The following is a 19,121-nucleotide window of genomic DNA, read 5'->3' on the forward strand; positions in this document are numbered from 1 at the left end:
CACCTCAAACCAAGGCGTTGCGCTTGGCGACATCGATCAGGTCGACCAATGTTTGAACCTGAAGTTTTTGCATGAGCCGTTTTTTATAGGTGCTGACGGTCTTGTTGCTGAGAAACATGCCCTTGGCGATATCCTTGTTGCTTCTGCCTTGCGCGAATAATTGCAACACCATCAGTTCTCTGTCATTGACCTGTCGGAAAAGTCGTATTTCGGAGTTGGCGTCGGAGAGGCTGCCATTAACGGCTTGGCTCGGAAAGTAGTTATAACCCGACAGTACTGCTTTGATTGCACTTAGCAATTCACTCGGGTCTTCTTGCTTTCCGACATACCCTGCGGCGCCGGACTGCATGCAGCGGACAGCGAAAAGCGCAGGTGACTGGGCGGTCAGAACCAGAACCTTCAAGGGGAGTGCCATGCTTTGGAAGCGGGAAAGCACTTCCAGGCCGTCCAGCTTCGGAATGGCAATGTCGAGGATTACCAGGTCGGGGCGTGTTTCGCGGATCATTTGCATGGCGTCCACGCCATTGTCCGACTCGCCGACAATCTTGTAATCCTGATTTTCCAGCAGCATGCGAACAGCCAGACGGATAACGGGGTGATCATCGACGATATATACAGAGTGCATATTCAACTTCCATGCGTAGGTGTCGGAAAACAACATCTACCTTAGCGCAGTTGGTAGATGAGGAATATGCGGTGAAGGGCTGTAATTATGATATGGGAAAAGGCTTACAGTAAAAAACTATCCGCGCTACGCCGCCCGTGTACGAGGGCGGCGGCAGGGGGTGAATTTGGTTACTTTTTATTTAGAAATATAAAGAGATGTTTAATTGAAGGGTTGGTTATTAAGATGTTTCCTTCATCAAAGCCCATCGGATCTGGGCAGCTCCTGCCCTTATGTCGGGCTGGAGCGTCCAGTCATTTCACTGGCCATTTCGCTGGCATAACTATCGGTCATGCCGGCGATGAAATCGATCATGCGCAGGAATGCATTGTGTAGCGAGCCATGGGGGTCAGGTGCATGGTTGCCGATCAGGTCCAGGACACGGCGGCTCTTGAACGAAGGCGTGCGCCCGCCATGCTGTTCCAGCGCAGCGCCGCAAAACGCGTTCAGGAGGATCTCAAGGGTGGTGTAGGCGCCTATTTCATGCAACGTCTTGCGCTTGTCCTGGAAGATTTTCTTACGCGCCATGTCCTTGGCCTGCAGGACGCAGCGCTTGGCCGGGCCATGCATGTGCTCGACCAGGTCACCGGCCAGGTGGCCGGCGAGCAAGGCGCGCTGCTGCTCGACGAAGGCCTGGGCGGCGGCGTTGGTCAGGTGTTCGATGGCCTTGCCGCGCAGGATCGCCAGTTTGCGTCGCTTCGAATCCGCCGGCCCCAGCTGACGATAGGTCTCGGGAAGGTCGTCGCCCACCAGGTCGAGCAACAAGGCCTCCACTTCTGCGTATTGCAGCAACTCCATCTCCAGGCCATCTTCAAGGTCGATCAACGCGTAGCAGATATCGTCGGCCGCCTCCATCAGGTACACCAATGGATGCCTGGCCCAACGTTGCTGCTCGAGCTGTGGCAGGCCAAGCTTGCGAGCAATTTGCTCGAGCAGCGCCAGTTCGCTCTGGTAGCAGCCGAACTTGTGCTTCTTGTAGCCCAGGGCATCGGCGTGACGGGCACTCCAAGGGTATTTCAAATAGGTGCCCAGGGTGGCGTAGGTCAATCGGGTGCCGCCGTCGAACTGGTGGTATTCCAGTTGGGTGAGGACCCGAAAACCCTGGGCGTTGCCTTCGAAATTGAGGAAGTCGGCCCGCTGGTCGTCGCTCATGTCGTCCAGCCAGCCGCGCCCGGCGGCCTGTTGAAACCAATGGCGGATGGCGTCTTCGCCGGAATGCCCGAACGGTGGGTTGCCGATGTCATGGGCCAGGCAGGCAGACTGGATGATCATGCCCAGGTCGCTGGGCTCGCACCAGGCGGGCAGGTTGTCGCGTAGCGTCTCGCCCACGCGCATGCCCAGCGAACGACCGACACAACTGACTTCCAGAGAGTGGGTCAGACGGGTATGGATATGGTCGTTGCTGGAGACCGGGTGCACCTGGGTCTTGCGCCCCAGGCGGCGGAAGGCGCCGGAGAAGATGATGCGATCATGGTCCTTGTGGAAGGGGCTGCGCCCCAGCTCCTCGGGGCTGTACAGGGCTTTGCCCAGGCGTTCGCGGGTCAGCAGGGTATGCCAGTCCAAGGCTCTATCTCCCGTCAGGTGGACGCCATAGCTTCCCGTGTCGAGCGCGCCCGCGCAAGCGGCGGGCACGAGGTTCAGGGACGTTGGCCGCTGCGCAGGAACAGGCGTACCAGGGGGACCAGGCTGGTGCCCAGGCGCAACAGGCGGCTGAGGTTGCCGCTGCGCACACCTTTGCCTGTGATAAAGCCCAGGGCGACCACTGCGCCCAGGCCCCACAAGGGTGCGTGCTTGATGCCCAGGCCGCCGTGCAGCGAATCGCCTACGCCACGCAGGCGGCGGACGGGCTCGAGCAGTTGCGCCGATTCGTGGCGGATTTCCTGGCGGTGCATTTCCAGGCGCAGGCGCAGCAGCGCCTTGCGCAGTTCCCTGGGGTTCCGGGTATTGGGCAGTTCGGGCAGGCTCATGGCAACAGGCGCTCCCTGTCCTTGGCAAGTTCCTCGAGCGTGGCGCTGAAAGGCGAAGACTCATCGAACACGGCCGCCTTCAGACGCAACCCGCAATACAGCGCGGCGATGCCGTAGAACACGCACAGCCCGACGATCCCGGCCAGGCGATAGCTGTCCCACAACAGCACCAGGAGCAGGCCGGACAATGCGGTCAGCAACAGGAGCCCGAATACCAGGGCGAGGCCTGCGAACAGCAGGAGGCTGAGGGTGCGGGCTTTCTGTTCCTGCAGTTCGATGCCGAACAGTTCGATATGGCTGTGCAACAGGCCGAGCAGGGCCGCGCCGAGGCGCTTGCCGGAAGCGCTGGCGCCGGGGGCGTCGGTGTCCATGGGCGCTCCTTAACGTCGATTGGCCAGCAGGCCGATGAGCAGGCCGACGCCGGCGGCAATGCCAATGGCTTGCCAGGGGTTTTCCTGGACGTATTGTTCGGCGGTGCCAAGTGCCGCCTGACCGCGTTCGCGGACCGAATCCTGGGTCAGTTGCAGGGTCTCGCGGGCCTGGGTCAGGCGTTCGTGCAGCTGTTCGCGAAGGGCATCGGCCTGGTCGCCGGCAAGGTTGGCGGTGTCGGCGAGCAATTTCTCGGTGTCGCGCACCAAGGCCTGGAAGTCAGCCATCAATAGCTCTTGAGCAGTCTTTGCCGATTTATTGGCCATGCGATCTCTCCCTGTGAAATGTGTGTGGCTATTTCGAGTGATGGGCGAAGCGGAAGGTTCAGTGCGGTTGCTGGTATGGCCCTTGCTATCAGCAGGGGCATGACCATCAGGTTGCGCGCCGAATACGTGCACCTGGCTGGCCGATACCGATAAACCTTAACCCAATCCACGACAAACCCAAGAAAAAACCACGCAGGCCCCGCCCCATCACCGAAACAGGGCAGAGGCCTGGCACCGAATCGGTGCACGGATGCGGGCTCTTGAACTGTCCTGGTGCTTTTTTCAGGTCTGCCTACTCATGGAAAACATGCACAGCGCGATGGACTCTCTCGTTCATGGCTCCAATACCTTGTTCATCCTCATGGGCGCCATCCTGGTGCTGGCCATGCACGCCGGTTTCGCCTTCCTCGAGGTGGGTACCGTGCGGCACAAGAACCAGGTCAACGCCTTGTCGAAGATCCTCAGTGATTTCGCTATCTCGGCCCTGGTGTACTTCTTCGTCGGCTACTGGGTGGCCTATGGTGTCAACTTCGTCCAGCCGGCCAGCGAACTCGCCAGCGACCATGGCTATGCCCTGGTCAAGTGCTTCTTCCTGCTGACCTTTGCCGCGGCGATCCCGGCGATCATTTCCGGTGGCATTGCCGAGCGCGCCCGTTTCGTGCCGCAGCTGTGCGCCACGGCCTTGATCGTGGCGTTGGTCTACCCCTTCTTCGAAGGCTTGGTATGGAATGGCAACTTCGGCGTGCAAGCCTGGTTGCAGGCCCGTTTTGGCGCTCCGTTCCATGATTTCGCAGGTTCGGTGGTAGTGCATGCCATGGGGGGGTGGCTGGCACTGGCGGCGGTATTGCTGCTGGGCTCGCGCCGTGGGCGCTATCGTGAGGGTCGGCTGGTGGCCTTCGCGCCGTCGAGCATTCCGTTCCTGGCGTTGGGTTCGTGGATTCTCATCATCGGCTGGTTCGGCTTCAATGTCATGAGCGCCCAGACCTTGCAGGGCGTCAGTGGCCTGGTGGCGATCAACTCGTTGATGGCCATGGTCGGCGGTACGCTGGCCGCCTTGCTGGCCGGGCGCAACGACCCAGGTTTCCTGCACAACGGGCCGCTGGCCGGGCTGGTGGCCATTTGTGCCGGCTCCGATCTCATGCACCCGATCGGCGCCCTGGCAACCGGCCTGGTGGCGGGTGCGATGTTCGTCTGGTGCTTCACCGCTGCGCAGAACCGCTGGAAGATCGATGATGTGCTGGGCGTGTGGCCACTGCACGGGTTGTGTGGTGTCTGGGGCGGCATTGCCTGCGGCCTGTTCGGGCAGACCCTGCTGGGCGGAATGGGGGGTGTCAGCTTGGCCAGCCAAGTGCTTGGCAGCCTGGCGGGCGTGCTGGTGGCGTTGACCGGCGGTTTTGCCGTGTATGGCCTGATCAAGGCGGTGCATGGGCTGCGCCTGAGTCATGAGCAGGAGTTCCAGGGCGCTGACCTGTCGCTGCATCGTATCGGGGCGACCAGCCAGGACTGATCCACCACAGGTGCGCGCGGCAGGGGATGGACCTAGAATAAGACTCCTTCTCCACAGACCTGGGGCCTGGCCATGCTGCCTGAATGCCAACTGTTCGGCACCGTTGGGTGCCATTTGTGCGAAGTCGCCGAGGCCGTGCTGATGCCTTTTGTCGAGCACGGTCTGCTGGTCGAACTGGTCGATATCGCCGACAGTGAGGCCTTGTTCGAGCGCTATGGGTTGAGCATCCCGGTGTTGCGCCGTTGCGACACGGGGGCTGAACTGGGTTGGCCGTTCGATGCCGAGCAGGTGGTGGCGTTCTTGGGGTGAGCAGTGCTCGGGCAGGAGTCATCTCCATCCTGCATCCGACAGGGCGTGGATCGAAAATTCGGGTCCGATCCAAACCCTGGAGTACCGTGATGTTCATTACCCCCCATTTCACCCTCGCAGAAATGACCGTTTCGCAAGTCGCCGCGCGTGAAGGCCTGAACAACGAACCGGGCCCGCAGGCCTTGGCCAATCTTGACCTGCTGTGCCAGGCATTGGAGGGGGTGCGTGAGTTGTGTCATGCCCCTATTCTCATCAGCAGTGGGTTTCGCAGCCCGGCCGTCAATCAGCGGGTGGGCGGCGCTCGCAACAGTGCCCACCTTTCCGGGCTGGCTGCCGATTTCAATGTGGTGGAAATCGAGCCTCGGGAAGTGGTTCAGCGCATCCTCGACAGCGACCTGATGTTCGACCAATTGATCCTGGAGTATGACAGCTGGGTCCACCTTGCCGTGGCGGTACAGACGCCGCGACGGGAGGTGCTGACCGTTCGCCGTGGCGGCGGTTACCTCCAGGGGTTGCATTGACACGATTGACGCAGGCGCTGTTGCATCCGTATGCTGTATATAAATACAGTATCAGGGATGCCACATGCTCAATGTCGAGCAATTGAAGTACAGCGTCAATCGCATGCCGCCGGAGCGCGTGTGCGAAGCCGTGCTGGAGCTGCGGCTCGAAGGCCTGGTGACCGACGACCGGACACCCTTCGGCAAGGTCCATTTCAACACCTGCTTTGCCGAAATCGAGGCGCTGTTCCAGCGCGCCGGCTACCACCGCCCCCTGGATGTGGTGGGGTACCAAGGGCTGGTCTATGCCCTGTTCGATCCAGGTCGTTGGGAGGCCGTGCAGGTGTTGCGCTGGTTGAAGGAGCGCAGTGAGTTGACCGGCCAGGCTGGTTGAGCCAGCGGGCATGACGGATAATGCCCGCCTTTGAATGCCCGAGCCTTGCCATGACCGCACCTTTCGACCCCGCCCGCCAGCAAGCCAGTACCGTATGCCTGCCCCCTGGCCGTTGGACGACCGTGCTCGATTGCCTGAGCGATCACTTCAAGGGTATCGGCCGCGAGCAGTGGCTCGACCGTTTTACCCGTGGGCGGGTACTGGACGCCGAGGGGCGGGCAATCCCGGCGGACCTGCCCTATCGCCAGGGCATGCGCCTGCATTACTTTCGCGAAGTGCCCAATGAAAAGCCGATCCCCGTGCAAGAGGCGATTCTGCACGTCGATGAACACCTGGTGGTGGCGGACAAGCCGCATTTCCTGCCCGTCACGCCCACCGGGGAGTATGTCGAGCAGACCTTGCTGCGCCGCCTGATCCGCCGTCTGGACAACCCACACCTGGTGCCATTGCATCGAATCGACCGCCACACCGCAGGGCTGGTGCTGTTCTCGGCGAACCCGCAAAGTCGCGGGGCCTACCAGCGGCTGTTTCCCGAGCGGCGCATCGACAAACGCTACCAGGCGATCGCGGCAGCGCTGCCTGGGCGAGAGTTCCCGTTGGTGCACCGCAGCCGTCTGGTGCATGGCGAGCCCTTCTTTCGCATGCACGAAGTGGAAGGCGTGGCGAACAGCGAAACCCTGGCCGAGGTGCTGGAGAAGAACGGCGAATTATGGCGGTATGGCCTGTCGCCGGTGACCGGTAAGACGCACCAGTTGCGGGTGCACATGGCGGCGCTGGGCGCAGCTATCTGCAACGACCCGTTCTATCCGCAGCTGACCAACGAAGAGGACGACTACCAGAGGCCCTTGAAACTGTTGGCGCAGAGCTTGCGGTTCGAAGACCCCTTGACCGGGCAGGCGCGTTATTTCGAGAGCCGGTTGGCACTTGATTGGTAATTGACGGCTTGGTGTGAGGCTGGCCGGTCGGCGGACCGGTATGAGGGCTTCGCCGTTGATCGCGGGACAAGCCCACAGGGGCGGTACATGTGGGAAATTCTTTGGTGCTGGACACGCCCAAATTTCCTTCGGTTGGTTTTCCCAGCCGTGCAAATACGGCCCAGGCTCCGCTTGCTTGGTGGGAGCTGGCGACAGCCTGCGATGGGCCGCAAAGCGGCCCCTTGAGTCTGGAGGGGCTCCACCGTTTGAGGGCTTAGGGCTGCTTTGCAGCCCATCGCAGGCTGTCGCCAGCTCCCACCGAGATTGCGCCGCGCTCAAGACTTGCGAAATCACTGTGGAAGCCGGCTTGCCGGCGATGGGCTGCGAAGCAGCCCTGCGTCAGGCCAAGCCTCAGCGGTTGAACCGCTCCACCAGCGAATACTGGCTGCCGGCCGTACTGGTCAGTTCCTCGCTCAGCAATGCCGAACGCTGCGCCTGTTCGGCCGTCTGGTCCGCCAGGTCGGCGATGGTGCTGATGTTGCGGCTGATCTCGTCGGCCACGGCGGTCTGTTCTTCGGTCGCGGCGGCGATCTGGGTGGCCATGTCGGTGATATTGGCTACCGCTTCGCTGATGCCTACCAGTGCCTGGTCGGCTTCCATGACGCGCTCCACGCCCTCCTGGGCCTGGCGATGGCCATTTTCCATGGTCTGTACCGCATTGCTGGCGGTCTGCTGCAGCTTGGCGATCAGGCCGTGGATCTGCCCGGTGGATTCGGCGGTGCGCTGGGCCAACTGACGAACCTCATCGGCCACTACCGCGAAGCCACGCCCCATCTCGCCCGCCCGGGCAGCCTCGATGGCGGCATTCAGTGCCAGCAGGTTGGTCTGGTCGGCAATGCCTTTGATCACATCGACCACACCACCGATCTCGTCGCTGTCCTTGGCCAGTTGGGTGACGGTCTGCCCGGTTTCGCCAACGGCAACCGACAGGCGCTCGATGGCTTCACGGGTTTCCCCGGCGATCTGACGGCCCTGGCTGGTCAGACGGTTGGCTTGCTGGGTGGCGTCGGCGGTGCGCTGTACGTGGTTGGCCACTTCCTGGGTGGTGGCGGCCATCTGGTTGACCGCGGCGGCCACCTGCTCGGTTTCCACGCGCTGGCGCTCGAGCCCGGTAGAGCTCTGGTGGGCCAGCGCATCGGACTGGCGAGCCTGGTCGCTCAGGTGTTCGGCGCTGTCCTGCAGGCGCGTCAGGCACGTCTTCATGCGTGCATCCTGGCTGAGCATGGCCATTTCCAGGCGTGCCTGGACGCCGCGGCTGTCGGTGTACATCTGCGCGATCAACGGGTCGGACGTGGTCTGCTCGGCCAAGCGCAGCAAGCGCTTGAGCCCGCGTTGTTGCCAGCCCAGGCCCAGCAGGCCGAGCGGCACCGAGAGGCCCGCCGCCAGGGCGAAGCCCCAGGAATGGCCAAGCCAGTTGCCGATGCAGAAGCCGATCTGGCTGATCAGGATGAACGGCAGCCAGTCCTGCAGCACCGGCAGCCACTTGTCGCGCCGCGGGATTGCCGGCTTGCCCTGGTTGATGCGCTGGTACAGCGCCTCGGCCCGGCGGATCTGCTCGGCCGTGGGCTTGACCCGCACCGACTCGTAGCCGACCACCTGGTTTTGTTCGAACACAGGCGTGACATAGGCATTGACCCAATAATGGTCGCCGGACTTGCAGCGGTTCTTGACGATGCCCATCCAAGGCAGGCCCTGCTTGAGGGTCTGCCACATATGGGCGAACACCGCCGACGGCACGTCGGGATGACGCACCAGGTTATGGGGCGCGCCCGTGAGCTCCTCGCGAGAAAAACCACTGATGTCGATGAAGGCATCGTTGCAGTAGGTGATCACGCCCTTGGCGTTGGTGGTGGAGATCAACCGCTGCTCGGCAGGAAACGTCCGTTCTCTCTGGGTAATGGGCTGGTTGTTACGCATGGGGCTCAATCCGCAAGGCTTTGGACTGGTATCGGCATGTCCGGACTTTTATTGAGTGTTTATTTAATGGATTGGATAGGGCGCTAGCATCGGATAGGTGAAGCCTACGAAATGCGCCAGGTTCAGGCCGAAGTGACACAGCACGGCGGCGAGCAATCCGCCATGGCGATAGGCCAGGCCATAGCCGATGCCGGCGAGGCTGGCGAGGCAGACCCATTGCCAGCCGCCTCCCAGGTGCGCTAGGCCGAACAACACGGCGGCAGCGAGCAAGGCCAAGTGGCCATGGCCGAACAGGCGTTGCAGGCCGCCCTGAATGTAGCCGCGGAACAACAGTTCTTCTGTAAGGCTTACCAGCAACAGATTGTTCAGCAGCCAGATCCAGGCGTGGTCCGGCCATTTCGGTGCCCAGGCCACCAGCCCTGCAGCCCAGGCACCGCCCAGGCAGACGAGCACGGTAGCAGGTAACGTCAGGGCCAGGCTCGCCCCCCAGCCGCGACCCCGCCAGGCCAGGACCCAGGGACAGGCCAGCAGCAGCCAGAAGCCGATCAGGGGTTTGTCCAGGTTCAGGTACATGGAGAAGGGGACGGCGCCAGGACTGAAGACAGCCTTGTCGATCACCTTGGCGCCGTTGAAGCCAGGCAGCCAATGCAGGGCGAGCGCGATGGCCAGGGCAATGAAGGAGGCATGGCCAAGGACCTGTTGCCAGCGTACCTGGCGGCGGACCAGCAGGTAGGCGCCGAGCAGGGCGATGAAAGCGGGTAGGCTGGCCAGGCCGAGGCTGCCATATGCCAAGGCCAGGAGGTAGCCGAAGCCGAGCAGGAGCAGGGCGCTGATGTGAGGGAGGGGCATCGGAAGTCCTTGTCGAGGGTGAGGCAGGTAAGGGTACGACTCACCGGGTGTCGTCCAAGACACGTCATTGGGGCCGCCAATCGCGGCACAACGGCCACAGTGATTTAGCAGCGGCGCAATCTCGGTGGGAGATTACCCAGCCCTTCGGGCTGCGCTATCGCGCAGAGAACAAGCGGCCAATGCCGCTCCCACAGGGTGCCGCCTTAACGGCCGCTTTGCGGCTCATCGCAGGCTCCGCCAGCTCCCATGAAGCAAGCAGAGCCCGGGTCATGGGTTCACGCTGCGATCAATTGCCGCAACACGTAGTGGAGGATGCCTCCCGCCTTGAAGTACTCCACTTCATTGAGCGTGTCGATTCGGCATAGCACTTCGATCTGTTGCTGTTGGCCATCTTCGCGGGTGATGCGCAGCGGCAGGGTCATGCCGGGGTGGACCTGCGCGCCGGTCAAGCCCAGCACGTCGATGCGCTCGGTGCCGGTCAGACCCAGGACCTTGCGGTCTTCGCCGGCCCTGAACTGCAACGGCAGCACGCCCATCCCCACCAGGTTGGAGCGGTGGATACGCTCGAAACTTTCGGCCAGCACCGCCTTGACCCCCAGCAGGTTGGTACCCTTGGCCGCCCAGTCGCGGCTGGAGCCGGTGCCGTACTCCTGGCCGGCGATCACCACCAGTGGCGTGCCTTCCGCCTGGTAGCGCATGGCCGCGTCATAGATCGACAGCTTCTCGCCGCTGGGCACGTGCACGGTATTGCCGCCTTCCTCGCCCCGCAGCATTTCGTTGCGGATGCGGATGTTGGCGAAGGTGCCGCGCATCATGACCTCATGGTTGCCGCGTCGCGAACCATAGGAATTGAAGTCGCGGGGTTCCACACCCTTGCTGCGCAGGTAGCGCCCGGCCGGGCTCTCGGCCTTGATGTTGCCGGCCGGGGAGATGTGGTCGGTGGTCACCGAATCGCCGAGCAGGGCGAGTATGCGTGCGCCCTGGATATCGCGGATCTGCGGCAGTGGGCCACCGATGTCGTCGAAGAACGGCGGGTGCTGGATATAGGTGGAGTCGGCCTGCCAGACATAGGTGGCTGCCTGGGGCACCTCGATGGCTTGCCACTGCGCGTCGCCGGCGAAGACTTCGGCGTACTCCTTGTGGAACATGGCCGTGTCGACCTTGGCCACGGCATCGGCGATCTCCTGCTGGCTGGGCCAGATGTCGCGCAGGTAGACCGGCTGGCCATCCTTGCCGGTGCCCAGCGGGTCGTGGGTCAGGTCGGTGCGTACGCTGCCGGCCAAGGCATAGGCGACCACCAGGGGAGGCGAGGCCAGCCAGTTGGTTTTCACCAGTGGGTGGACGCGACCTTCGAAGTTACGGTTGCCCGAGAGCACCGAGGCCACGGTCAGGTCCGCCGAGCTGATGGCATGCTCGATGGCGTCGTCCAGCGGGCCGGAGTTGCCGATGCAGGTGGTGCAGCCGTAGCCGACCAGGTCGAAGCCGAGCTGGTCGAGGTAGGGGGTAAGGCCGGCGGCCTTGAAGTAGTCTGTGACCACCTTGGAGCCGGGCGCCAGGGAGCTTTTCACCCAGGGTTTGCGGGTAAGTCCCTTTTCGATAGCCTTCTTGGCCACCAAGCCTGCGGCCATCATCACGCTCGGGTTGGAGGTGTTGGTGCAGGAGGTGATTGCCGCGATCACCACGGCGCCGTCGCGCAGGGTGTGCGTCTGGCCCTCGTGGGTGTAGTCGATCTCGCCGGCCTGGTCGGCATTGCCGACCGCCACGCCGCCGCCACCTTCGCTTTCCAGGCGACCGACTTCTTTGGCCAGGGGCTTGGGCTGCAGCTCGATGAAATGGTCGAAGGCCTGGCTGACCTGGGACAGTGCGACGCGGTCCTGGGGCCGTTTGGGCCCGGCCAGGCTCGCTTCGACGTCGTGCATGTCCAGCGACAGAGTGTCGCTGAACGCCGGTTCATGCCCAGGCAGACGCCACAGCCCTTGTTCCTTGCAATAGGCTTCCACCAGTTGCACGGTGGCCTCCGGCCGCCCGGACAGGCGCAGGTAGTCCAAGGTCACCTGGTCGACCGGGAAGAACCCGCAGGTGGCGCCGTATTCGGGCGCCATGTTGGCGATGGTGGCGCGGTCGGCCAGGGGCAGATCGGCCAGGCCATCGCCGTAGAATTCCACGAACTTGCCCACCACGCCTTTCTTGCGCAGCATCTGGGTCACGGTCAGCACCAAGTCGGTGGCGGTGATGCCTTCACGCAACTTGCCGGTCAGCTTGAAGCCGATGACTTCGGGGATCAGCATCGACACCGGCTGGCCGAGCATCGCCGCTTCCGCCTCGATGCCGCCCACGCCCCAACCGAGCACGCCCAGGCCGTTGATCATGGTGGTGTGCGAGTCGGTACCGACCAGGGTGTCGGGGAAGGCATAGGTGCGACCGTCCTCTTCGCGGGTCCAGACCGTGCGGCCGAGGTATTCCAGGTTGACCTGGTGGCAGATCCCGGTGCCCGGCGGTACCACACGGAAGTTGTCGAACGCGCTTTGGCCCCAGCGTAGGAAGGCGTAGCGTTCACCATTGCGCTGCATCTCGATGTCGACGTTCTGGGCGAAGGCGGCGGGGCTGGCGTAGCGGTCGACCATCACCGAGTGGTCGATCACCAGGTCCACCGGAGAAAGCGGGTTGATCCGCTGCGGATCGCCGCCGGCCTTGGCCATGGCCGCGCGCATGGCGGCCAGGTCGACCACGGCGGGCACGCCGGTGAAGTCCTGCATCAGCACTCGCGCCGGGCGGTACTGGATTTCTCGGTCCGAGTGGCGTTCACCGAGCCAGTCGGCCAGAGCCTGCAGGTCATCGCCGGTGACGGTCTTGCCGTCCTCCCAGCGCAGCAGGTTCTCCAGCAACACCTTGAGCGACATGGGCAGGCGCTGTAGGTCGCCCAGCTGCCGGGCGGCCTCGGCGAGGCTGAAATAGTGGTAGGTCTGCTCTGCGACCTTGAGTGTCTTGAGGCTGTTCAGGCTATCGAGCGAGGGCATTGCCAACTCCTTCTGCGCCGGTGCCCGGCAATTCCAGGCCGGTGTCACCGCTCTGTGACGGTCCGCACGGCACGGACCTGGCTGAATGCTCAGGGTAGACCGGTTTGCCGACCCTGACTCAATTCTGGACCGGTGGGGCGTGTCGCAGGTTCCGATCTTCCTTTATCATCGCCGCCCTGCCGGCGCCTGCCTTGCGCCGGATCAAGGCTGGCGACCGATGCCAGCGAAGTGGAGTGAAAGATGAATACCCTGTTCATGCATTGCCGGCCCGGTTTCGAGGGCGAGGTCTGCGCCGAAATCAGCGAACACGCCGCCCGTCTGGGCGTTGCCGGCTACGCCAAGGGCAAGCCGCAGAGTGCCTGTGCCGAGTTCGTCTGCGCCGAACCCGACGGCGGCGAGCGGCTGATGCGTGAACTGCGCTTCGATCGGCTGATCTTCCCGCGCCAGTGGGCCCGAGGCCTGTTTATCGACTTGCCGGAAAGCGACCGTATCAGTGTCCTGCTCGAGCATCTGGCCAGCTACCCGGTGTGCAGCAGCCTGTGGCTGGAGGTGCTCGACAGCAACGAAGGCAAGGAGGTGTCGACCTTCTGCCGCAAATTCGAAGTACCGCTGCGCAAAGCGCTGGAAAAGGCCGGGCGCCTGATAGAGAAGGCGGGCGGGCCCCGCCTGCTGCTGACGTTCATCAGTGGCCGGCGGGTTTTCGTCGGTCTGGCCGAAGCCGACAATTCGGCGCTTTGGCCCATGGGCATCCCGCGTCTGAAGTTCCCACGCGAGGCGCCGAGCCGTTCGACCCTCAAGCTGGAAGAGGCCTGGCACCAGTTCATCCCGCGCGAGCAATGGGATCAACGCCTGAACGATGACATGACCGGCGTCGACCTGGGGGCTTCGCCAGGCGGCTGGACCTACCAACTGGTCAAGCGCGGGATGTTGGTGACTGCCATCGACAACGGCCCCATGGCCGAGAGCCTGATGGACACTGGCCTGGTCCAGCACCTGATGGCCGATGGGTTTACCTGGCAACCGCGGCAGACGGTGGACTGGATGGTCTGCGACATCGTCGAGAAGCCTGCGCGCACGGCGGCTTTGATCGAGACCTGGCTGGGCGAGGGGCTGTGCCGTGAGGCGGTGGTCAACCTCAAGTTGCCGATGAAGCAGCGCTATGCCGAGGTGCGTCGGCTGCTCGACCGGATCGAGGCTAGCTTCAAGGCGCGCAAGATCAAGGTGTCGATCGCCTGCAAGCAGCTGTATCACGACCGTGAGGAGGTCACTTGCCACCTGCAGCGGCTGGACCTCAAACCGCGGTAACCTGCAATAGGTTTGCCGCCTGGCAAGGGCTTCGCCCTTGATCGCAGGGCAAGCCCGCTCCCACAGGGTGGTCCAATCCGTGGGGGTGGGCTTGTCCGCGATTGGCTGGCTCTGAAGGCTGCCCCCCTTGGAGCCTGGCGCCCGATGCGCGACAATGCCCCATCATTTGGAGCCCCCCATGACCGAATTCACCCCTGACGCCGTCCTCGATGCCACTGGCCTGAACTGCCCGGAGCCGGTGATGATGCTGCACCAGCATGTACGTGACCTGGCCGCTGGAGGCCTGCTCAAAGTGATCGCTACCGACCCCTCGACCCGTCGCGATATCCCCAAGTTCTGCAACTTCCTCGGCCATGAACTGCTGGAGCAACAGGAGCAGGCTGGCACCTACCTGTACTGGATCCGCAAGAAGGCCGACTGAGCCCGCTGGATCACGCCCTGCAGAGGGCCTACACTGCGTTCCCCTGACAGGAGAGCGCCATGCTGATAGTTGCCGACGAGAATATCCCGCTGCTCGATGCCTTCTTCGCCGGGTTCGGCGAGATCCGCCGTTACCCAGGGCGCAGCATCGACGCGGCCTGCGTCAAGGACGCCGATGTACTGCTGGTGCGTTCGGTGACCCAGGTCGACCGGCGACTGCTCGAAGGCAGCCAGGTACGCTTCGTCGGTACCTGCACCATCGGCACCGACCACCTCGACCTCGACTACTTCGCCCAAGTCGGTATCCACTGGAGCAGCGCGCCGGGTTGCAACGCCCGTGGCGTGGTGGACTACGTACTGGGTAGCCTGCTGACCCTGGCCGAGCTCGATGGCGCCAGGCTGAGCGAGCGGGTGTACGGTGTGGTCGGTGCTGGGCAGGTGGGCGAGCGTCTGGTGCGCGTGCTGCGTGGCCTGGGCTGGAAGGTGTTGGTGTGCGACCCGCCCCGCCAGGCGCAGGAGGGCGGGGATTTCGTCAGCCTCGATACCTTGCTCGAAACCTGTGACGTGATCAGCCTGCACACGCCGTTGCAGCGCGGCGGCGAACACCCGACCTGGCACCTGCTGGGCTCGCCGCAGCTGGCGCGCCTGCGGGCGGGAGCCTGGCTGATCAATGCCAGCCGTGGCGCGGTGGTGGACAACCATGCGCTGCGCGAGCTGCTGCTCGATCGCGAAGACGTGCAGGCGGTGCTGGATGTATGGGAAGGCGAGCCACAGGTGGACTTGGACCTGGCCGACCTGTGCACCTTGGCCACACCGCATATCGCCGGCTATAGCCTCGATGGCAAGCAGCGCGGTACGGCGCAGATCTACCAGGCGTTCTGCCGCTGGCGGGGTGAACCCGAGCTAGTGCAGCTGGCCGACCTGCTGCCGGCACCGGCGCTGGCGCAGGTTGACCTGGACGCCAGTGCCGAGCCCGCCTGGGCCCTGGCCACCTTGTGTCGCGCGGTGTACGACCCGCGTCGCGACGATGCGGATTTCCGTCGCAGCTTGAGCGAAGAGCCGGCCGAGCAGCGTGCCGCGTTCGACCTGCTGCGCAAGCACTACCCGGTGCGGCGCGAGATCGAGGGGCTGGCAGTGCGCCTGCGGGGCGAGGCGCCGCAGTTGGCGCAGGTGGTCAACGCGCTGGGCGCTGTGCTCGCCTGACGTTCCTTGGCTGCTGCTATCGCCGGCACGCCGGCTCCCACCTGTCCTGCGCTGTTTTCAGAGCCTGTGGCAGCCGGCTTGCCGGCGAAAGGCAAATAAAAACCCGGCGCAAGCGCCGGGTCGAAGTCATTCTTGGCTTATGCCTTGGGCACCTGTTTCACCCGGCTTTCCTCCAGCTCCTTGCAGGCCTGCTGGATCATCTGCTCGGTGATCGGGACCTCGCGGCCCTGGGCGTCGATGATCGAACCGCACACCTTCGGCTGCGGCTGGTGGGTAGTCTTCGGTGCTTCGCTGCTATGTTGCAAGCTCATGTCCTGTCTCCTCATCAGGTTCAAGCTCAGGATAACCCCGTTGCCGTGACTGGCCTGTGACAGCTCCCTGGCGTCGCGACAGGGATAGTCCACCAGAAAGTGTGGTAAAGCTCCAGAGGCCTGTTAGAACGAAAGCGCATAGGGACCGGTTCGTGCTTCCCATCGCTGGGCCTCGCTGTCAAACGACGCCGGGTGGGGGCTTGCGGTTCCGTTCGAGCGGATCAGTGGTAGTGTGCAATCTCCTGGCAGTGGATGGTCTTTTCATGCCCGAATCGGTTTCTTCCCGTCAACGCCGCGCCCTGCGCCTGGCCTGGCAGTTCATTCGCCCGTATCGCAAACAGGTGGTGTTGGCCTTGTTGGCGCTGGTGGTCACCGCCGGCATCACGTTGTCGATGGGCCAGGGCATCCGCCTGTTGGTCGACCAAGGTTTCATGACCCGTTCTCCCCAGCAGCTGAACCAGACCATCGGCCTGTTCCTGCTGCTGGTGCTGGCCCTGGCGGTCGGTACGTTCAGCCGGTTCTACCTGGTCTCGTGGATTGGCGAGCGCTGCGTGGCGGATATTCGCAGGGCGGTGTTCGATCACCTGATCGGTTTGCATCCGGGGTTCTTCGAGGACAACCGCAGCTCGGAGATCCAGTCGCGACTGACCGCTGACACCACCTTGCTGCAGTCGGTGATCGGCTCGTCGTTGTCGATGTTCCTGCGCAATGCCTTGATGGTGATCGGTGGCGTGGCATTGCTGTTCGTCACCAACCCCAAGCTGACCAGCATCGTGGTATTGGCGTTGCCGCTGGTGCTGGCGCCGATCCTGCTGTTCGGTCGCAAGGTGCGCAGCCTGTCGCGCCAGAGCCAGGACCGGGTGGCCGACGTGGGTAGCTATGTGGCCGAGACCCTGGGCCAGATCAAGACCGTGCAGGCCTACAACCATCAGGCGCTGGATCGCGAGCGTTTCGCCGATACGGTGGAGGCCGCGTTCGCCGTGGCCCGGCGGCGGATTGCCCAACGCGCCTGGTTGATCACCTTGGTGATCGTGCTGGTGCTGGGGGCGGTCGGGGTGATGCTATGGGTCGGTGGCATGGACGTCATCGCCGGGCGTATTTCCGGGGGCGAACTGGCCGCTTTCGTGTTCTACAGCCTGATCGTCGGCAGTGCCTTCGGCACCCTCAGCGAGGTGATCGGCGAGCTGCAGCGTGCTGCCGGAGCGGCCGAGCGCATTGCCGAACTGTTGGCGGCCCGCAGCGCGATCCTGCCACCGCTGCAGGCGAGCGCCCTGGCTGCGGGGCGGTCCCGTGGCCGCATCGAGCTGCGCGACCTGCGTTTTGCCTACCCGTCGCGCCCTGGCGTGGCGGCCATCGATGGCCTGGACCTGGTCATCGAGCCGGGGCAGACCGTGGCGCTGGTCGGGCCTTCGGGGGCTGGCAAATCCACGTTGTTCGACCTGTTGCTGCGGTTCTACGACCCCCAGCGTGGGCAGATCCTGCTCGATGGCCAGGCGATCACCGAGCTGGACCCAGGCGACCTACGTCGTCAGTTTGCCCTGGTAGCCCAGAACCCGGCGCTGTTTCGCGGCACTGTCGAGGCCAATATCCGCTATGGGCGGCCCGAGGCCAGCCTGGCCGAGGTGGAGGCGGCGGCCCGCAGCGCCCATGCCCACGCGTTCATCGAACAACTGCCCCAGGGTTACCAGACCCTCCTGGGGGAGGGTGGCCTAGGGCTCTCCGGCGGCCAGCGCCAGCGCCTGGCGATTGCCCGTGCGCTGCTGCTGGATGCGCCGATCCTGTTGCTCGATGAAGCCACCAGCGCCCTCGATGCCCAGAGCGAGCACCTGATCCAGCAGGCGCTGCCGCCCCTGATGGCCGGGCGCACCACCCTGGTCATCGCCCACCGCCTGGCCACCGTACAGCATGCCGAGCGCATCGCGGTGATCGACCACGGGCGCGTGGTGGCGGTGGGCAACCACCGCCAACTGATCGAGCAAAGCCCGTTGTATTCCCGCCTGGCCGCCCTGCAGTTCAGCCCGGGCTAGACGCTTTGCGCGGCTGTAACATTTTTGTAGCAAAGGCTTGAGACTATCTCGCTCAACTGTTGCGTAAGTGCTCGACCTGGCTGCTATCGATTGATGGCAGCTTTTTTTTGGCCTGCGAACGAGGGCAAGGATGTCGTTGCGGCGCCCCTCGGCATGCCGTTTCCCTACAGCCTTGTTCCCGAGATCGACCGATGTTGCGTAAATCCCTCAGAATGCAAATCCTGGCCCTGCTCGGCGGCAGCCTGGCGGCGATGTTGCTGATCGCCCTGGTGTGCTTCCAGTTCCTGTCCTCGAGCGTGCGCGGTTATGCCGAGCTGGTCGACGGGCCGTTGCATGACTCGCAGTTGATCGACGAGGCCAATCTGCAATTCAAAATCCAGGTGCAGGAATGGAAGAATGTGCTCTTGCGGGGTCGGCAACCTGCTGAGCTGGACAAGTACTGGCAGCAGTTCCAGGCCCGCGAGCAGCGGGTGCAGACGTTGCTCGGGCAGTTGATCGAAAGCAGCGAAGGCGACCTGGCGCTGCGCCTGCAGCAGCTGCGGGAAAGCCATCGCCAGCTGGGCCAGGCCTATGTCAGTGGTCGCCAGGCCTTCCTGGCGGCGGGCGGCGACCCGGGAGCGGGGGATGCGGCGGTCAAAGGTGTGGACCGTGCCGCCAGCGAGCAGATGAGCGCGTTGGTCGAGCGGTTGCGTGCCGATGCCCAGGAGCGCGCCTCGTCCATCAACGCTACCGCCCAGCGCACGGTGTGGCTGGGCCTGCTGGTGATGCTGGCATCGGCGTTGCTGGTCGGCCTGTTCAGTCTATGGCTGGTCAACCGCAGCCTGGTCGAGCCGATCCGTGGCCTGATCGACTATGTGGCGCAGCTGAGCCAAGGTCGCTTCGCCGCCCGGGTCGACAGTCGCCGGGCCGACGAGCTCGGGCGCCTGGCCCGGGCCGCCAACACCTTGCGTGATTTTCTCGCCGAGACCATCGGCCGGCTCAAGGGCAATGCCGACGATCTGGAGCATGCCAGCGGCCAGTTGCGCAGCATTGCCGGCGACATGGCACGTGGTAGCGATGACC

At 63.8% G+C, this 19,121-nt stretch carries 18 protein-coding genes and 1 pseudogene; 10 read left to right on the plus strand and 9 right to left on the minus strand.

The genetic code is table 11. From position 1 onward, the window contains the following. Positions 1-4: 4 nt before the first annotated feature. The 5 genes from ACXHGZ_RS06290 to ACXHGZ_RS06310 all read right to left on the minus strand — a co-directional run bounded on the left by ACXHGZ_RS06290 (position 5) and on the right by ACXHGZ_RS06310 (position 3,326). Entirely contained in the window at positions 5-625 is a 621-nt protein-coding gene (locus ACXHGZ_RS06290) for a response regulator (protein WP_480462914.1), read from the minus strand. A 270-nt stretch (positions 626-895) separates the two neighbouring features. After that, positions 896-2,227: a deoxyguanosinetriphosphate triphosphohydrolase gene (locus tag ACXHGZ_RS06295; RefSeq protein WP_480462915.1), complete on the minus strand. Its 1,332-nt coding sequence runs from the start codon at positions 2,225-2,227 to the stop codon at positions 896-898. Positions 2,228-2,301: 74 nt separating this feature from the next. Beyond that, positions 2,302-2,631, minus strand: a complete 330-nt coding sequence (locus ACXHGZ_RS06300) for a hypothetical protein (protein ID WP_480462916.1) — start codon at positions 2,629-2,631, stop codon at positions 2,302-2,304. Next, positions 2,628-3,002 (minus strand): phage holin family protein, encoded by a 375-nt coding sequence (locus tag ACXHGZ_RS06305; protein ID WP_084855128.1) that lies wholly within the window; start codon positions 3,000-3,002, stop codon positions 2,628-2,630. The genes ACXHGZ_RS06300 and ACXHGZ_RS06305 overlap by 4 nt, the downstream gene beginning before the upstream one ends. Positions 3,003-3,011: 9 nt before the next feature. Continuing rightward, entirely contained in the window at positions 3,012-3,326 is a 315-nt protein-coding gene (locus ACXHGZ_RS06310; protein WP_084855129.1) for an ElaB/YgaM/YqjD family protein, read from the minus strand. A 298-nt stretch (positions 3,327-3,624) separates the two neighbouring features. Between ACXHGZ_RS06310 and ACXHGZ_RS06315 the strand changes: the two genes are divergently transcribed. The 5 genes from ACXHGZ_RS06315 to ACXHGZ_RS06335 all read left to right on the plus strand — a co-directional run bounded on the left by ACXHGZ_RS06315 (position 3,625) and on the right by ACXHGZ_RS06335 (position 6,971). Beyond that, the gene (locus ACXHGZ_RS06315; protein ID WP_480462918.1) at positions 3,625-4,833 is read left to right on the plus strand and encodes an ammonium transporter; all 1,209 of its coding nucleotides are present in this window, start codon (positions 3,625-3,627) and stop codon (positions 4,831-4,833) included. Between the two features lie 72 nt (positions 4,834-4,905). Beyond that, positions 4,906-5,142, plus strand: a complete 237-nt coding sequence (locus ACXHGZ_RS06320) for a glutaredoxin family protein (RefSeq protein WP_084855131.1) — start codon at positions 4,906-4,908, stop codon at positions 5,140-5,142. A gap of 89 nt (positions 5,143-5,231) precedes the next feature. Continuing rightward, positions 5,232-5,663, plus strand: a complete 432-nt coding sequence (locus ACXHGZ_RS06325; RefSeq protein WP_480462920.1) for a D-Ala-D-Ala carboxypeptidase family metallohydrolase — start codon at positions 5,232-5,234, stop codon at positions 5,661-5,663. Between the two features lie 64 nt (positions 5,664-5,727). Next, positions 5,728-6,036, plus strand: a complete 309-nt coding sequence (locus ACXHGZ_RS06330) for a transcriptional regulator (RefSeq protein WP_084855133.1) — start codon at positions 5,728-5,730, stop codon at positions 6,034-6,036. A 50-nt stretch (positions 6,037-6,086) separates the two neighbouring features. After that, on the plus strand, positions 6,087-6,971 hold the full coding sequence (locus tag ACXHGZ_RS06335; RefSeq protein WP_084855134.1) for a pseudouridine synthase: 885 nt from the start codon (positions 6,087-6,089) through the stop codon (positions 6,969-6,971). 390 nt (positions 6,972-7,361) lie between these two features. On the opposite strand, the gene ACXHGZ_RS06340 is transcribed toward ACXHGZ_RS06335, so the two are convergent. The 3 genes from ACXHGZ_RS06340 to acnA all read right to left on the minus strand — a co-directional run bounded on the left by ACXHGZ_RS06340 (position 7,362) and on the right by acnA (position 12,793). Further along, the gene (locus ACXHGZ_RS06340) at positions 7,362-8,927 is read right to left on the minus strand and encodes a methyl-accepting chemotaxis protein (RefSeq protein WP_368829521.1); all 1,566 of its coding nucleotides are present in this window, start codon (positions 8,925-8,927) and stop codon (positions 7,362-7,364) included. Between the two features lie 63 nt (positions 8,928-8,990). Further along, positions 8,991-9,776 (minus strand): CPBP family glutamic-type intramembrane protease, encoded by a 786-nt coding sequence (locus tag ACXHGZ_RS06345; RefSeq protein WP_480462922.1) that lies wholly within the window; start codon positions 9,774-9,776, stop codon positions 8,991-8,993. Positions 9,777-10,051: 275 nt separating this feature from the next. After that, complete coding sequence (gene acnA, locus ACXHGZ_RS06350; protein WP_480462923.1) at positions 10,052-12,793, minus strand: aconitate hydratase AcnA; 2,742 nt, start codon at positions 12,791-12,793, stop codon at positions 10,052-10,054. Positions 12,794-13,033: 240 nt separating this feature from the next. On the opposite strand from acnA, the gene rlmM reads away from it, so the two are divergent. The 3 genes from rlmM (at position 13,034) to pdxB (ending at position 15,721) form a co-directional block, all read left to right on the plus strand. Beyond that, positions 13,034-14,098, plus strand: coding sequence for a 23S rRNA (cytidine(2498)-2'-O)-methyltransferase RlmM (gene rlmM, locus ACXHGZ_RS06355; protein WP_480462925.1), 1,065 nt, complete (start codon positions 13,034-13,036; stop codon positions 14,096-14,098). A 178-nt stretch (positions 14,099-14,276) separates the two neighbouring features. After that, a complete protein-coding gene (gene tusA / locus ACXHGZ_RS06360) occupies positions 14,277-14,519 on the plus strand; it encodes a sulfurtransferase TusA (RefSeq protein ID WP_084859038.1) in 243 nt (80 codons plus the stop codon). A gap of 59 nt (positions 14,520-14,578) precedes the next feature. After that, positions 14,579-15,721: a 4-phosphoerythronate dehydrogenase PdxB gene (gene pdxB / locus ACXHGZ_RS06365; RefSeq protein ID WP_480462927.1), complete on the plus strand. Its 1,143-nt coding sequence runs from the start codon at positions 14,579-14,581 to the stop codon at positions 15,719-15,721. A gap of 137 nt (positions 15,722-15,858) precedes the next feature. Here pdxB and ACXHGZ_RS06370 read toward each other — a convergent pair whose 3' ends face one another. Then, positions 15,859-16,032: a PA1571 family protein gene (locus ACXHGZ_RS06370; RefSeq protein WP_196145475.1), complete on the minus strand. Its 174-nt coding sequence runs from the start codon at positions 16,030-16,032 to the stop codon at positions 15,859-15,861. 263 nt (positions 16,033-16,295) lie between these two features. Between ACXHGZ_RS06370 and ACXHGZ_RS06375 the strand changes: the two genes are divergently transcribed. Together ACXHGZ_RS06375 and ACXHGZ_RS06380 are read left to right on the plus strand one after the other, a co-directional pair. Continuing rightward, positions 16,296-18,059, plus strand: coding sequence for an ABC transporter transmembrane domain-containing protein (locus ACXHGZ_RS06375; RefSeq protein WP_480462928.1), 1,764 nt, complete (start codon positions 16,296-16,298; stop codon positions 18,057-18,059). A 764-nt stretch (positions 18,060-18,823) separates the two neighbouring features. Beyond that, positions 18,824-18,934 (plus strand): annotated as a pseudogene (locus tag ACXHGZ_RS06380) (hypothetical protein); the annotation flags it as partial. Positions 18,935-19,121 lie beyond the last annotated feature (187 nt).

This window comes from Pseudomonas shiyinii (assembly GCF_056725765.1).